Source organism: Paenibacillus sp. RUD330, from assembly GCF_002243345.2.
In the GTDB taxonomy this organism is placed as follows: Bacteria; Bacillota; Bacilli; order Paenibacillales; family Paenibacillaceae; genus Paenibacillus_O.
In genome coordinates, this window is record NZ_CP022655.2 from 1,351,179 (window position 1) to 1,365,182 (window position 14,004).

Consider the following 14,004-nt stretch of genomic DNA (forward strand, 5'->3'; position numbering starts at 1 on the left):
GACATACCGGGCCTATACTGGGCTTGTACAAGTAAATAGAAACGGTCGGAACCTCTGGAGAGACCTTAACCCGCCGCGGATCGATATCCGCGGTACGGTTAAGGTCTCTTTTTCTGCGCACCTGCGCTCCGGCCGGATCAAACCATATCTTGGAGGGGATCCGTATCATGGCAAGAAAAACGATGACCGCAGCGATGTCCATCCTGCTCTCCGCGGCGCTTGCCGCTTGCGGCACAGGCGGGGACAACAAAGGAACCGCCGAGGCGGAAGGCGGCTCGAATGCGGCAGCGGCGGGATCGGCTGCATCCGAAGGCAAGATCACGATCAGATATTGGTACGCCTTCGGAGACAAGATCGAAGAAGCCAAGCAGCATCTCGTCAAGGAATTCAACGCTTCCCAGGACCGGATCGAGGTCGTGGCGGAGCATCAGGGCAATTACGACGACCTTCATGCCAAGGTGCAGGCGGCTTTCGCTGCCGGACATGCTCCCGCCGTCACCGATCTGGAGATCGCCTCCACGGGAGTATTCGCCCGCTCCGGCATGCTGGAGGAGCTGACGGCTTATGCGGACCGGGACAAGGACCAGCTGCAGCTGGACGATTTCAATCCCGGCCTCATGGGCAACGCCTATGTCGACGGCAAGCTGTACGGGCTCCCCTTCATGCGCAGCACGCCGATCCTCTACAAGAACGTCACGATGCTGAAGGACGCCGGACTCGATCCGCAAGGGCCGAAGACATGGGATGAGCTGGAGCAGTATGCCCGCGTGCTGAAGGAGAAGGGCAAGAACGGCATGACGGTGCCGGCCGACATCTGGTTCTACGAGGCGCTTGTCGCCCAGAGCGGAGGCCGGATGCTGAGCGAGGACGGCAAGAAGGCCGCGTTCAACTCTCCTGAAGGCGTAGCGCCCGTAGAATTCTGGAAAAAGCTTGTTGCCGAAGGGCTGATCAAAATTCCGGTAGGCGACGAAGCGGGCGCCACGGCGGACAAGGATTGGGCAAACCAGCTGTCCGCGTTCAAGTTCGGCTCCACGGCAGGCGTCACCGGCAGCCTGGAGATCGCCAAGGGCAACGGTTTCGAGCTCGAGACGGCTTTCATGCCGGCGAACAAATCCTACGGCGTGCCGACCGGAGGCTGCCAGCTCGTCATCACCTCGAAGAGCAGCAGGGAAGAGAAGGAAGCGGCCTGGGAATTCCTCAAGTGGATGACCTCCAAGGAGAATACGATCTACCAGCACAAGCATGTCGGCTATCTCCCGACCCGTCTGTCCGCCGTTCAGAGCGAAGAGCTGCAGACGCATTTCAAGGAGTATCCGCAGTTCAAGGTGGCCGTCGACCAGCTTCAATATGCAAGGCCGCGCCCGATGGAGAACGGGTATCCGGAGGTGGCCCGAATCGTACGGACTGCCATCGAGAAGGCGATCCTCGATCCGAAGACAACCCCGCAGGCAGCGATGGACGACGCGGCCAAGAAGGCGGACAAGCTGCTGTCGAAATAGGCCGGGCTTAGACAAACCGGAGCAACAATCGGCTATTGAAGGCAAGGATAAGGGGGGAGAGGCCTATGGCGCAGATCGAGCTGCGGAACATCGGCAAGAAATTCAAGCAGGAAGCCGTCATCGAGAATCTCAATCTGACGATCCGAAGCGGTTCGTTCACGGTGCTCGTCGGACCTTCCGGCTGCGGCAAGTCGACGACGCTGAGAATGGTTGCCGGGCTGGAGCGGCAGACGGAGGGCGAGATCTGGATCGACGGGAAATGCGTGAGCGACACGCCGCCGGGGCTGCGGGACGTGGCCATGGTATTCCAGAACTATGCGCTGTATCCGACGATGAGCGTGCGCGGCAACATCGAGTTCGGACTCAAGAACAAGGGTGTCGCGAAGCCGGAGCGGGAGCGGCTGATCGGCGATATCTCCGAGCTTGTGGGGCTGACACCCTATCTGGACAAGAAGCCGCAGAGCCTCTCCGGCGGACAGAGGCAGCGCGTCGCTCTCGCCCGCGCCATGGTGAAGCAGCCGAAGGTGTTCATTCTGGACGAACCGCTGTCCAACCTCGATGCCAAGCTGCGCAGCCAGATGCGGACGGAGCTGATCCAGCTGCACAAGCGGCTCGGGACGACGTTTGTATATGTCACGCATGACCAGGTCGAGGCGATGTCGATGGGAGACGAGATCGTGGTGATGGACAAGGGGGTAATCCAGCAGGCGGACGGTCCCATGGCGATCTATGGGCAGCCGGCCAATCTGTTCACCGCGCAGTTCATCGGGACGCCTCCCATGAATGTGCTGCTGCCGGAAGACATGCATGCTCTCGGCATTCCGGCCATGCCGGGCGTCCATTATGCCGGATTCCGCCCGGAGCATGCGGTGCTGAATCCGCCGGACGGCACGGAGGGCATCATGCTGAGGGGGCGGATCGCGACGCGGGAAAGCCTTGGAGCGGAGCAGATCTACCAGCTTGAGCTTGCCAGCGGCGCCTTGGTTTCCGTCAAAACGTTCCTGAGGCCGATGGAAACGGTGGAATGGGCGGCCGCCGCCATCCCGGCCGAGGCTTTGCATGCTTTCGATGTCCGAGGGAACCGGGTCGAATGCAGCCTGAACGAGTGGAGGGAGGCCGCTGGCGGCGGAATCCTGACAGCGGCCGGAGCCGGAGGACGATCATGACGACCGCCTGGGACAAGCTTCGCCCCTATGGCATGGTCGCGCCGGCCATCCTCGTGTTTTCGCTGTTTTTCATCTATCCCATCTTCTACATGATCTACCTCAGCCTCTTCGACTGGAACTTCGTCAGCCCCGACAAGGCCTTCGTCGGCCTGGCCAACTTCCGGGAGCTGCTGGCGGACGAGGATTTCCGCAAGGTGCTCGGCAACACATCGCTGTACACCGCGCTTGTCGTCTCGCTGACGACCGGCATCTCCTTGCTGCTCGCCCTGTGGCTGAACCGCAGCGGCTGGTTCCATGGCTTCGTGCAGGGAGCGATATTCACGCCGCATATCATCTCGCTCGTCTCGATCTCGCTGCTCTGGAGCTGGCTGATGGATCCGGAGTACGGACTGCTGAACGGCATCCTGGGCTGGGCGGGCATCGGCGGGCTTCCGTGGCTGTCTCATCCCGACACGGCTCTGCTTTCCTTGGTGCTGGTGGCTGTCTGGAAAGGGATCGGCTACAACGCTCTCGTGTTCATCGCCGGCCTGCAGAGCATTCCGGCGGACATCTACGAAGCCGCTTCGCTCGACCGTTCGCGGCCTCTGACCACGTTCCGGCGGCTGACGCTGCCGATGCTGTCGCCGACGATATTCTTCCTGGTCGTCATCAACATGATCGGATCGTTCCAGGTGTTCGAGACGATCGCGATCATGACCGGAGGCGGTCCCGTGAATGCGACCAATACGCTCGTGTACTACATTTATGAATACGGCTTCCGCTTTTTCAAGATCGGATACGCCTCTGCCGCGGGAGTCATCCTGCTGCTCATCGTCGGCGTCCTGACGCTGCTGTACTTCCGCCTGCTGTCCGCCAAAGTCCACTATCGCTGAACAGAGAAAGGAGCGGCATCCAATGAAGGAAGGAATCCAGCAGGCCCAGCTGGGCCTCGGCAAGCCCGGGGCCGGAGCGGCCAAGTCGGAGCCGCGTGCCCGCATGCGGCTGGCGGCGTCCGGCAGGCTGCTGCTCGCCGGCTTCAACCGGGCCTGCATGCTGCTGCTCGTGCTCGTATTCGCCATGCCGTTCGCATGGATGATTTCCACGTCGTTCAAGACGCTGCCGGAAACGATGATTTTCCCGCCCGTATGGATTCCCCGGAATCTCATCTGGGAGAATTACACGGCCGCCTGGAATACGGGACCGTTCCTGCGTTATGCAGCGAACAGCATCGTCATCGCCGTCGGCATCCTTCTGCTCCAGATGCTGACGATCATTCCGGCCGCCTATGCGTTCGCCCGGTACCGGTTCGCCGGTTCGAGGCTGCTGTTCGGCATCGTGATGGTCACGCTGATGATTCCGGCGCAGCTGATCTTCCTCCCCGTCTATCTGGAGCTGAGCGCCTTCAACCTGCTCAACACGCATCTGGGCCTCATCCTGCCCTTCGCCTCCAGCGCCTTCGGCATCTTCCTGCTGCGCCAAGCGTTCATGCAGATTCCCGACGAGCTGATCGAGGCGGCGCGGCTGGATCTGGCCAGCGAGGGCCGGATCATCCTGCGTCTCATGTTGCCGATGGTCAAGCCGGTGCTCGTGACGTTCGCCTTGTTCAGCTTCATCGCGCATTGGAACGATTACTTCTGGCCGCTCGTCATGACGACGAACGAGACGGCCCGCACGCTGCCGCTGGCCATCGCCAAAATCAGGGAAGTAGAGGGAGTCGCGACCTGGAACGTGCTCATGGCGGGCAATCTCATCCTTGTCGCTCCGATTCTCGCGGTCTTTATCGCCTCTCAGCGGCATATCATCCAGGCTTTCGTCTATAACGGGGTCAAATGAAACGGGAGCGCAGGCTTCCATGGAGCCGGCTGCCGGAGCGGCTGCCCGGCTGGCTGTCCGGCTGGCTGTCCGGCAGAGGGCCGAGGCTTGCCCTGCTGGCGTCCTGCTCGCTTCTGCTCATCTCCGCCACGGTTCCGCAGCGCCACCCGGTGCTCGTCGTCGCCCATAGGGGCGCCTCGCACGGCGCGCCGGAAAATACGATGGCTGCCTTCGAGCTGGCCCGCCGCCATGGAGCCGACTGGCTGGAGCTCGACATCCGCCAAAGCCGGGACGGAGCGCTCGTCGTCATCCACGACGAAGCGCTGAAGCGGACGACCGGCGCGGAAGGCCGAGTGCAGGACCATGACCTCGCTGCGCTTCGGCAGCTCGATGCCGGACGCTGGTTCGGCAAGGAATTCGCGGGGGAGCGGATTCCCGAGCTGAAGGATGTCCTGGACCGCTTCCTCGGCCGAATCGGCTTGCTCGTCGAGCTGAAGGATCCGGAGCTCTATCCCGGCATGGAAGACGAGCTGGTCCGGCTGCTTGAGCCTTATGAAGGACGCGGAGAGCTCACGCTCCAGTCTTTCGACCTCGAGGCGCTGCGGCGCGTGCACGGACGGCTGCCGGGAATTCCGGCGGCGGCTCTCGTACGGGAGCCGGAGGCGGAGAAGCCATCAGCTGCGTTCAAAATAGACTGGAAGGCGCTGGGAACGGAGTTCAGCTCCGTCAATATCCAGTCGGGCCTGGCTGATGCCGCAGTCGTGAAGGAAATCCACGAGGCCGGCGGCCGCGTCATGGTCTGGACGATATCGGGCAGAAGGGAAATGGAACAGGCGATCGGAAAGGGAGTTGACGGCGTCATTGCCAACGATCCTTCCCTGTGAGCAAGAGAAAGAGCCCCGCCGCGGAAAGATTCCGCCGCAGGGCTCTTTCTGATACCGGGGAGACCGCATCTGCGGACCTGGCATGCAGGCTGCGGTCAGGACTTCCTGGACCGGCTCCGCTTGCGCTTGCCGCCCCCCTTGTTGACCGCTGTACCGCCGCCTCCGACCGCGTCCTGCTGAAATGAGCCCGGGCTCTCGATCGTGGAGTTGGTGCCGCCGGTGCTGAACCTTCCGGCTCCGCTCGCGATCTGGGTAGCCGAGGAACTCGGGGATCCTTTCGGCAGCCTGACGACCTGATCGTTGACGATGATGACGACCTCCTTGCCGCCTATGCTGCGCGCCTGCTGCATGAATGGCGGGGAGTACACTCGGGAAGAGCGGCCCGCAGCCCCTTTGTTGATGGCCTTTCCGCCGGCGCCTACGCTTTGCTGCTGACGGGTGTAGGGCGAATTGATTGCGGCATTGCTGCCTGCCGCGCTGCTCCGTCCGGCTCCGCTCGCGATCTGGGTCGTGTTGGGGGCGTTGGTGAACTGGCGGTTGAACACGAATACGAGCCGGCCGATGCCGGCCAGCGGAGCTTTGGCGACGATGCGCCGATTTCCTTTTTGCAGGATTAGAGTGAGCCGATCTGAATTCCTTGCCGTTTTTGCCATCATCCTGCTCCTTCGGTTGTTGTGCTAAAGGATATGCGTTCGGGCGCTTATCGGCAAGGGACAACAGCTGAAAGGGCCGTTCGGGCATCCCGCTCCCCGAACTGAAAAAGATGCCGAAAAAGGCAGCCGAATGAACGGCTGCCTTTTTCTCGAGAATGGATTGCCTGCCAAGGATATCAGGGCTCAGCTAGAAGCTTGTGGGTCAAAACCTAGCGGCTGCACACTCCGCTCAGGCAATCGCAGCCGCATGTCCGGCGATCTTCAGAACCTTGCCGGGCTCCCAGCCGACGTTGGCCGAGAACTGCAGCTCGAGCGCTTCCCCGTCCAGCCGGCATTCAAAGACATACGTGAACGGCGTCTCCACGAGCATCAGCTCAATGCGCAGCGTATCGGAATCCCTCCATGCGAAGCTGCCTTCCACGCGCTGTACGGCGCCTTGTTTGACTTGGCCGAGGCAAATGCGGGCCGCCTCCCACTTGCCGCGTCCCAAACGGACCGCCTGATCATCGCGGCTGCTGCTGCCGAGCACGAGCTCGGCTCCTTGCTCCGCGAAGCGCAGCCCGATCGTTCCGAGCTCCAACTCGTTCGGCTCCAGATGGAAGACCTTCCCTTCCAGCTGGGCTTCATTCGGGGAGGACGTTCCAGCCTGCAGCGGATCGATGCGCAGCTCCTTCAGCCGCTCGGCAAGCTCAGCCTGCCCCGATTCATCCGGCTCCAGGCTGCTGCCGGACAGGGCAGGCAGCAGCTTATCCCATACGATGTCCAGCACGGCTTGCATATCGGCCACTCCGGAGGTGATGGCGAGCACCGCCTCCTGCTCCGGCATGACCAGGCAATACTGGCCGAATGCGCCGTCGCCCCGGTAGGCGCCGTGACGGCTGCGCCAGAACTGATAGCCGTAGCCTTGCGTCCAGTCGTTGGCGCGGCCGTCGTCGTTGCCGATCTGGAAGCCCGTCGCCTTCTCGACCCAAGCTGCGGGCAATATCCGCTCGCCTTGCCATTCCCCGCGCTGCAAATACAGCTGGCCGAACTTGGCGATGTCCTCGGTCGTCAGGCTCAGGCCCCAGCCGCCGGCCGCGATTCCGCGCGGACATGTTTCCCATGTTCCTTCCGACAGGCCGAGCGGAGCGAACAGACGCGGCTTCAGATACGTCAGCAGGGACTGGCCGGTGACCTGCTGAAGAATGGCGGCGAGCATGTAAGTCGCCGCGCTGTTGTAGGCGAAGTGCGTGCCGGGGGCGTATTCCACCGGCTCCTGCAGAAAGCCTCTGACCCAGTTGTCGTCCTTCTGCACGTTGCCGGTCACGTCGGCGGCATGCCCCGTCCCCATCATCAGCAGATGGCGGATCTCCATCGCGGCGAGGTTGTCCGGCACCGTCTCAGGCGCTTCGTCCGGAAAGAAGCCGATGACCGGGTCGTTGACCGACAGCAGTCCTTCCGCTTCCGCGAATCCGATCGCAGTCGACGTGAAGCTCTTGCTGAGCGAGAACAGCATATGCGGGTATTCCGGCCGATACGGCGCCCACCAGCCTTCAGCGGCCACCTGTCCGCGCCGAAGCAGCATGAAGCTGTGCAGCTCCAGCTGCCGTTCGCGAACGGCGTCCAGAAATCCGATGACCGCAGCGGACGGAATGCCCTGCGCCTCCGGTGTCGTTCTTGGCAGACGAGCTTGATGTTCCATGGTTCGATTCCTCCCCGAGCGAGAATGAAAAACGAATGACGCGGAAATGGATGCGTTTTCAAGCCGAGTGATCCAAGCGGTTCCGGCATGCCTCATGCCGGGCGGCGATGACTGCATTTGCGGGTCCTAGCATGAATGGTATCTCAATTGGATAATCGTGTAAAGCGGACTCCGGAACGGGTATGCGCCGACCGGAAGGCAGTGCGGCTATCGTCTCTCGGCAGAAGCGGGGAGCCAAAAAAGCCGCCGGGACGATTCCGTCCCGAACGGCCGCTGCTTGCCCGGCATGCCCATAAAGCCGATCCGGCTGCGCCGATGCCGCTCTCCCATTGCGGGGTGCGGATAGGCTCTTCATCGCCGTCTCGGCATATCCGTTCTTAGAATTTGATGGCGATTTTGCCGAAATAGGAGCCTTCGGCCAGATGCCGCAGCGCTTCAGGCGCCTGCCCGAAAGGGAACACCTTGTCGATGGCCGGACGCAGCCCGCTGGCCGCGATCGCGCGGTTCATCGCCTCGAAATGCTCGCGGCTGCCGACATTGATGGCCTGCAGACGCGCCCTGCGCAGGATGGCGGGCACGAGCTCCAGCCCTTCCACCTTGCCGCCGGAGAGCAGGCCGACGATGCTGATCCGGCCGCCGACCCGCAGCGCGGAGATGGACCGGTTGAGCGTGGCGGAGCCTCCGACATCGACGATATGGTCGGCACCGCGGCCGTCCGTCAGCTCCAGCACCGCTTGGTCCCAATCGGGATTCCGCCTGTAGTTGATTCCGTGATCGGCTCCCAGCCGCAGAGCCCGCTCCAGCTTCTCATCGCTGCCCGAGGTGGCGATGACGACGGCTCCCTGCAGCTTGGCGAATTGGAGGGCGAACAGAGAGACGCCGCCGGTTCCCTGCACGACGACGGTGTCCCCTGCCTTCACCCCGCCTTCCACGACGATTGCCTGCCAGGCCGTGACGCCGGCGCACGGCAGGGCGGCCGCTTCCTCGTCCGACAAATGGGCAGGAACATGCACCAGCCCCTTCTCCGGGAGCACGACGTACTCGGCGAGCATGCCGTTCAGAGGACTCCCGAGCGTGCTGCTCCAATTGTCCCGCGTCGGCTCTCCCGAAATCCAGCTCTGGGTGAAGATGCCTGCAACCCGGTCGCCGAGCTTGAAGGCGGACACGCCCGTTCCGAGCGCGGCCACCTCGCCTGCGCCATCGGATACCGGGATGAGCGGAAGCTGAGCATCCGGATGGTAATAGCCTTCAATGACGCCGATATCTCTGGAGTTGAGGGTGGCGGCCTTGATTTTGACCAGAACCTCGCCGGGTCCGGCCGCAGGCAGCCCGCGCTCCGCAGCTTGCAGGTGCTGAAGTCCGAAGCCGCCTTGGATCTCATAGGTTTTCATGGTGCAGTCGCTCCTTTTGAAGTGGGATAGACATACCATAAGGCAAGAAATACAATGAAGAAAGTAGGCACTTCAAAGTGTGCTGGGAACAAAAAAGTGCATGGGAGGCGAAGATTGTGGCAGCCGAGAGTGCCAACCAGGCCAACCAGGCCAAGCAGCCCGACATATCCGTCACGGCTTGCTCCTACAGCAAGGTGCTGGAGATCATCGCGAGCAAGTGGTCGGCGCTGGTCATCTATGCGCTGGAGGAAGGAAGCGTCCGTTACGGGGAAATGGGCAGGAGAATCGAGGGCATCTCCAAGAAAATGCTCACTCAGACGCTGCGGCAGCTGGAACGGGACGGGCTGGTCCGGCGGGAACTGGAGCCGTCGATCCCTCCGGTGGTCACCTATGAGCTGACGGCACTCGGCCGGACGATGCTGCTGCCCATGCAGGAGCTCAAGAAATGGACCCGGGAGCATTATTCGACGGTTGAGCAGGCGCGGCAGGATTACGACCGCCTCCATTCGGCGGAAGGCGACGGATGACGCCTCCGATGGACGGCAAAAAGCGGCAGCCGGGACGATAGCGTCCTGAACTGCCGCTTATTTTTCATGCCTGAATCAAGACTGCGCAGCAGCCGCCAGCCTGCCCGGCTTCTGGATATGCCGCAAGCGGACCGCGAAGCCGATCGTGGCGAACGTGAGGCCGGCGGTGATGCCGACCCAGAAGCCGTAAGGCCCGAGCTCCGTCCATCTCGCCAAGCCGTAGCCGAGCGGTATGCCGACGATCCAGTAGGAGACGAACGCGACGACGAACGGAATCGTCACATCCTTGTACCCGCGCAGGGCTCCCTGCAGCGAAGCCTGGGAGCTGTCGGACAGCTGGAACAGGATCGCGAACAGCAGGAAGGTGACCATCATGGAGGCGACCTCCGGCTCCTGGGTGTACAGATTCGCGACCGTCGAGCGGAAGAAGTAGAGAAGGACCGCTACGGTTCCCATCAAGCCGACAGCGAGGCTGACGCCGAGCATCGCATACTGGCGGGCATGCTTCTGCCGGCCGGCTCCGGCTTCATAGGCGACCATGATCGTGAGCGCCATGGAGATGCTGAGCGGAACCATGAACAGCAGCGACGAGAAGTTGAGCGTCGCCTGATGCGCCGCGATGGCTGCCGTGCTGAACATGCCGCCCATGAGCAGCGTGACGACCGAGAAGATGCTCGCCTCGAAGAAGGTGGACAGTCCCATCGGCACGCCGATGCCGAGCAGCTCCTTCCAGGCTTTCCAGGATGGAGCGTACCAGCGCGCGAACAACCGGTGGATCCGCAGCGCCTCCATCCGGAACGTCATCCAGACGCTGACGCCGAACACGAACCAATAGGTGATTCCGGTCGCGTACCCGGAGCCGACTCCGCCGAGCCGGGGCAGTCCGAAGTGGCCGAAGATGAGGCCGTAGTTCAGCAGGGCGTTCAGCGGAATGGCGGTCAGCATGATCGCCATCGTCAGCCGGGTATAACCTTGCGCCTCCCAGAAGTAACGGAGCACATAACTGCCGAACAGCGGCACGAGCCCGATGGAGAGCCCGATCAGGTACTGCCGGGCGATGCGATGGACTTCGGCATCCAGCCCCATCAGGCCGAGCACGGGCTCGACGGCGAGGAAGCCGGCAATCGCGATGAGAACGGTCATCAGCAGCGACAAGTACAGCGACTGCACGACAGGCCGGGAAATGCCGTCCGATTGGCCTCGGCCCATCATCTGGCTGATGATCGGCGTGACGGCGAACAGGATGGAGTTCATCCCGGTCATGATCGGCATGAACAGGCTGGAGCCGACGGCCACGCCGGCCAGGTCGTTCGTGCCGGCCCGTCCGGACATCATCGTATCGAGCACGCTCATGGCCGTGTAGCTGACCTGCGTAATGACAATCGGTCCGAGAATGGTCAGGAAGAGAAGGATTTTGCCGCGAAGGGTTGGAGCATGGTGCATCATAGCGATTCGTAACCTCCGATGGAGCCTTGCGACACGGGGGCGTATGTTGCCGATACCAACTTAACAGCCTGGTGGAAAAGTGTCTGCTCATAAAAATAGACCTGCCATGAAAAGGCAGGTCTTCGTATTGTACCACAATAATCAGGATTTGGGGTTGATCCAGTGCATGGAAGATTCCCGGGCGATGAGGCGATGCGGGACGATGGTCCTGCGGCGCTCCTGCGGCTGCCCCTTGAGCGAGCCGACCAGCGCTTGCGCGGCCGTGAATCCAAGCTGGTAGACGCCGATGTCGACGGAGCTTACCGGCGGCGAGGATACCGGTGACATCGGGTTGTTGTTGAAGCCGAATATAGCCATGTCCTGAGGCACGCTGTAGCCGAGCTCGCTGAGCGAGCTCAGGATGCCGAACGCGACGAGATCGTCCATGACGACGAGCGCGGTCGGCCGCTCGGGAGTGCCCATGAGCATGGACATGACGCGGTAGCCGTCATCCTTGAGCTTGGAGGCTTCGATATGGTACCAGTCGGGACGCGGCTCGATTCCGGCCTCTTGCATGGCGGAACGGTAGCCCTCGAACCGGTCGGACGAGACGACCATCTCCAGCGGCCCCCCGACAAAGCCGATCCGCGTATGGCCCTGCTGCAGCAGATGCCTGGTGACGTCATAGGCGGCTTGCCGGTTGTCGTTGTCCACGGTCATGATATCGGGGAATTCAGGCGTGCGCCCGATGAGTACGAACGGGAACTTCTCCTCGTGAAGGAAGCGGACGACCGCGTCCTTGTTGCGCGATTGCAGCAGGATGATGCCGTCGACCCGCCTGCCCTTGACCAGCTTGGTCACGGCCTCGACCTCCTCGCATTCCGTCATGCCCGTCTTGAGCAGCAGATCGTAGCCGGAGCGGTTCGCCTGGCTGAGAATTCCTCGCGTAACCTCCGGGAAGAAGATGTCGAGGAAGGCCTCGTCGGCATTGCGCGGAAGCAGCAATCCGATCGTCATGGTCGTCCGGGAGACGAGGTTCTTGGCCATGGCGTTCGGGTGATAGCCGAGCTCCTCCATGATTGCCTTGACCTTTTTCGACGTCGCTGCGCTTATTCTCGTGCTGCCGGATATGACCCTCGATACGGTCGAAGGCGACACTCCGGCCGCTTTGGCCACATCAATGATCGTTATGTTCATTACCTTGTCACCTGCGCAAACGTTTGTGTGTGAGGATCAAGCAAATTGTAAGCGTGAAGCAAAAAAAATGCAAGCGAGGTTCTTCCTGTTAGTGGTGGATTGTTATCCCACTGCAGCAATTTGGAGCAAATAGAAGGAAACCTAAGAATAAGAGAGCGAAAAACCGGTTTCCCAAAGGTTTCCCAACGAAATTGCCCGAAAACAAGAGTGCAAACGTTTTTACAAGAGAATGAGGCGGCGGGTATGATGGAATCAATCCGATTGACTTGAAGCGCTTTCAAACAGGCGATCGTTCGAAAAACGGCATTTTAAAGATAACGAGACTCTTCTTCCGTACAAACGTTTGCGCTTTTGTAGGGAAATGCCGGCGTATGGACGCCTTTTCTGTGGAGTGCAGGAGGACGCAATCGGAATATCAACGAACCAGCTGGAAGGGGATCAGTAAAAAATGAACAGATGGCAAAAACTCGCCGCCTTCGCGACGGTATGCACCTTGTCCGTATCACTGGCCGCATGCGGCAACGGCAACGATAGCAGCAACAATGCAGGCACGGACAGCAATACGGGAGCCGTCAACGAACCGGCAGCCAACGCTGCAGCAAACACAGGCGCAGACGCGGCCGATGCTCCGGCCATCCAGCCTGAAGAAGGAGCGAGCCTTCTCGTATGGGAAAGTAAAGAAGAGAGACCCTTCACCGACGAGATCGCCAAGGAATTCACGGCGAAATACAACATTCCGGTCAAGATCGACGAAGTCGCTTCGACGGATCAGGTCACGCGCCTCCAGACGGACGGTCCCACCGGCGTCGGCGCCGATGTCATCGTCTTCCCGCATGACCACCTCGGCCGCGCGGTGACGGGACAAATGATCCTGCCGAACGAAGAGTTCGGTGCGGAAACGACCGCGAACAATACGGAAAACTCCATTCAAGGCGTAAGCTACGACGGCGTTCTGTACGGCTACCCGCGCGCTGCGGAAACCTATGCCCTGTACTACAATAAATCGCTCGTTCCCGATGCTCCGAAAAGCTTCGACGACGTCATCGCGCTGGCTTCCAAGCTGAACGATCCGGCTAAAAACAAATACGCCCTCATGTGGGAAGCGGGCAATACTTACTTCAACTATCCGTTCATCGCCTCCACCGGCGGCTACCTGTTCGGCAACAACGGCACCGACAAGGCGGATCTCGGCATGAACAACGAGGGCGCCCTGGAAGGCATGAAGGTCTACCAAAGCCTGAAGGCGATCCTGCCGATCAAAACCGGCGACGTGAACCCCGACATCAAGCGCGGCCTGTTCACCGGCGGCGACGTGGCGATGGACATCAACGGTCCTTGGGAACTGAGCACGTACAAAGAAGCGCTCGGCGACAAGCTCGGCGTCGCTCCGATCCCTATGGTCGCAGGCAAGCCGGCCGTATCCTTCTCCGGCATCAAAGCCTGGTACGTCAGCTCCTACAGCCAGTACCCGAACGCAGCCAAGCTGTTCGCGGAATTCGCTTCCGACAAGAAGGCCCAGCTGCTGCTGAACTCCAAGGTCGGTTCCATTCCGACGAACAAGGAAGCTCAGGCCGATCCGCAAATCACGGGCGACGAGTACGTGAGCGGCTTCATGGAGCAGTTCAAGAACTCGCAGCCGATGCCTAACATTCCGGAAATGAACAACGTGTGGTCTCCGATGGAAGCCGCCTTCACGACGGTATGGAATGACAACAAAGATCCTAAGGCCGCTCTCGACAATGCCAAAAAGCAAATCGAAGAGCTCATCGCAAGCAACGGCTAAAGCTCTC

Annotated in this window: 12 protein-coding genes; 7 read left to right on the plus strand and 5 right to left on the minus strand. The window is 61.2% G+C overall.

Annotated elements, in window-relative coordinates; all coding sequences use genetic code 11:
• Positions 1-167 precede the first annotated feature (167 nt).
• The 5 genes from CIC07_RS05880 to CIC07_RS05900 all read left to right on the plus strand — a co-directional run bounded on the left by CIC07_RS05880 (position 168) and on the right by CIC07_RS05900 (position 5,340).
• Positions 168-1,499 (plus strand): ABC transporter substrate-binding protein, encoded by a 1,332-nt coding sequence (locus CIC07_RS05880; protein ID WP_076359354.1) that lies wholly within the window; start codon positions 168-170, stop codon positions 1,497-1,499.
• Between the two features lie 65 nt (positions 1,500-1,564).
• Positions 1,565-2,665 carry an ABC transporter ATP-binding protein gene (locus CIC07_RS05885; RefSeq protein ID WP_083688667.1) on the plus strand — a complete coding sequence of 367 codons (1,101 nt, stop codon included), beginning with the start codon at positions 1,565-1,567 and terminating at the stop codon, positions 2,663-2,665.
• Positions 2,662-3,537, plus strand: coding sequence for a carbohydrate ABC transporter permease (locus CIC07_RS05890; RefSeq protein ID WP_083688668.1), 876 nt, complete (start codon positions 2,662-2,664; stop codon positions 3,535-3,537). Before CIC07_RS05885 ends, CIC07_RS05890 begins: the two co-directional genes overlap by 4 nt.
• A 103-nt stretch (positions 3,538-3,640) precedes the next feature.
• Entirely contained in the window at positions 3,641-4,477 is an 837-nt protein-coding gene (locus tag CIC07_RS05895; protein ID WP_076359501.1) for a carbohydrate ABC transporter permease, read from the plus strand.
• The gene (locus CIC07_RS05900) at positions 4,474-5,340 is read left to right on the plus strand and encodes a glycerophosphodiester phosphodiesterase (RefSeq protein ID WP_076359356.1); all 867 of its coding nucleotides are present in this window, start codon (positions 4,474-4,476) and stop codon (positions 5,338-5,340) included. The genes CIC07_RS05895 and CIC07_RS05900 overlap by 4 nt, the downstream gene beginning before the upstream one ends.
• A gap of 95 nt (positions 5,341-5,435) precedes the next feature.
• Here CIC07_RS05900 and CIC07_RS05905 read toward each other — a convergent pair whose 3' ends face one another.
• From CIC07_RS05905 to CIC07_RS05915, 3 genes are all read right to left on the minus strand, one after another.
• Complete coding sequence (locus CIC07_RS05905) at positions 5,436-5,996, minus strand: hypothetical protein (RefSeq protein ID WP_076359357.1); 561 nt, start codon at positions 5,994-5,996, stop codon at positions 5,436-5,438.
• Positions 5,997-6,222: 226 nt separating this feature from the next.
• A complete protein-coding gene (locus CIC07_RS05910) occupies positions 6,223-7,674 on the minus strand; it encodes a serine hydrolase domain-containing protein (RefSeq protein ID WP_076359358.1) in 1,452 nt (483 codons plus the stop codon).
• A 377-nt stretch (positions 7,675-8,051) separates the two neighbouring features.
• Positions 8,052-9,065: a zinc-dependent alcohol dehydrogenase family protein gene (locus CIC07_RS05915; protein WP_076359359.1), complete on the minus strand. Its 1,014-nt coding sequence runs from the start codon at positions 9,063-9,065 to the stop codon at positions 8,052-8,054.
• A gap of 116 nt (positions 9,066-9,181) precedes the next feature.
• Between CIC07_RS05915 and CIC07_RS05920 the strand changes: the two genes are divergently transcribed.
• Complete coding sequence (locus CIC07_RS05920; RefSeq protein WP_076359360.1) at positions 9,182-9,592, plus strand: winged helix-turn-helix transcriptional regulator; 411 nt, start codon at positions 9,182-9,184, stop codon at positions 9,590-9,592.
• A gap of 75 nt (positions 9,593-9,667) precedes the next feature.
• Here the strand turns inward: CIC07_RS05920 and CIC07_RS05925 are convergent, their stop codons facing one another.
• Entirely contained in the window at positions 9,668-11,038 is a 1,371-nt protein-coding gene (locus CIC07_RS05925) for an MATE family efflux transporter (protein ID WP_307721809.1), read from the minus strand.
• Positions 11,039-11,179: 141 nt separating this feature from the next.
• Positions 11,180-12,214 carry a LacI family DNA-binding transcriptional regulator gene (locus CIC07_RS05930; protein ID WP_076359361.1) on the minus strand — a complete coding sequence of 345 codons (1,035 nt, stop codon included), beginning with the start codon at positions 12,212-12,214 and terminating at the stop codon, positions 11,180-11,182.
• Positions 12,215-12,662: 448 nt separating this feature from the next.
• Between CIC07_RS05930 and CIC07_RS05935 the strand changes: the two genes are divergently transcribed.
• Positions 12,663-13,997 carry a sugar ABC transporter substrate-binding protein gene (locus CIC07_RS05935; RefSeq protein WP_076359362.1) on the plus strand — a complete coding sequence of 445 codons (1,335 nt, stop codon included), beginning with the start codon at positions 12,663-12,665 and terminating at the stop codon, positions 13,995-13,997.
• Positions 13,998-14,004: the final 7 nt, after the last annotated feature.

Bases quoted from the DNA above. Each gene is read 5' to 3' on its own strand.
- CIC07_RS05885 (WP_083688667.1), top strand. From the start codon at position 1,565: ATGGCGCAGATCGAGCTGCGGAACATCGGCAAGAAATTCAAGCAGGAA.
- CIC07_RS05925 (WP_307721809.1), bottom strand. From the start codon at position 11,038: ATGATGCACCATGCTCCAACCCTTCGCGGCAAAATCCTTCTCTTCCTG.
- CIC07_RS05880 (WP_076359354.1), top strand. From the start codon at position 168: ATGGCAAGAAAAACGATGACCGCAGCGATGTCCATCCTGCTCTCCGCG.
- CIC07_RS05890 (WP_083688668.1), top strand. From the start codon at position 2,662: ATGACGACCGCCTGGGACAAGCTTCGCCCCTATGGCATGGTCGCGCCG.
- CIC07_RS05915 (WP_076359359.1), bottom strand. From the start codon at position 9,065: ATGAAAACCTATGAGATCCAAGGCGGCTTCGGACTTCAGCACCTGCAA.
- CIC07_RS05930 (WP_076359361.1), bottom strand. From the start codon at position 12,214: ATGAACATAACGATCATTGATGTGGCCAAAGCGGCCGGAGTGTCGCCT.
- CIC07_RS05895 (WP_076359501.1), top strand. From the start codon at position 3,641: ATGCGGCTGGCGGCGTCCGGCAGGCTGCTGCTCGCCGGCTTCAACCGG.
- CIC07_RS05900 (WP_076359356.1), top strand. From the start codon at position 4,474: ATGAAACGGGAGCGCAGGCTTCCATGGAGCCGGCTGCCGGAGCGGCTG.
- CIC07_RS05905 (WP_076359357.1), bottom strand. From the start codon at position 5,996: ATGATGGCAAAAACGGCAAGGAATTCAGATCGGCTCACTCTAATCCTG.
- CIC07_RS05910 (WP_076359358.1), bottom strand. From the start codon at position 7,674: ATGGAACATCAAGCTCGTCTGCCAAGAACGACACCGGAGGCGCAGGGC.
- CIC07_RS05935 (WP_076359362.1), top strand. From the start codon at position 12,663: ATGAACAGATGGCAAAAACTCGCCGCCTTCGCGACGGTATGCACCTTG.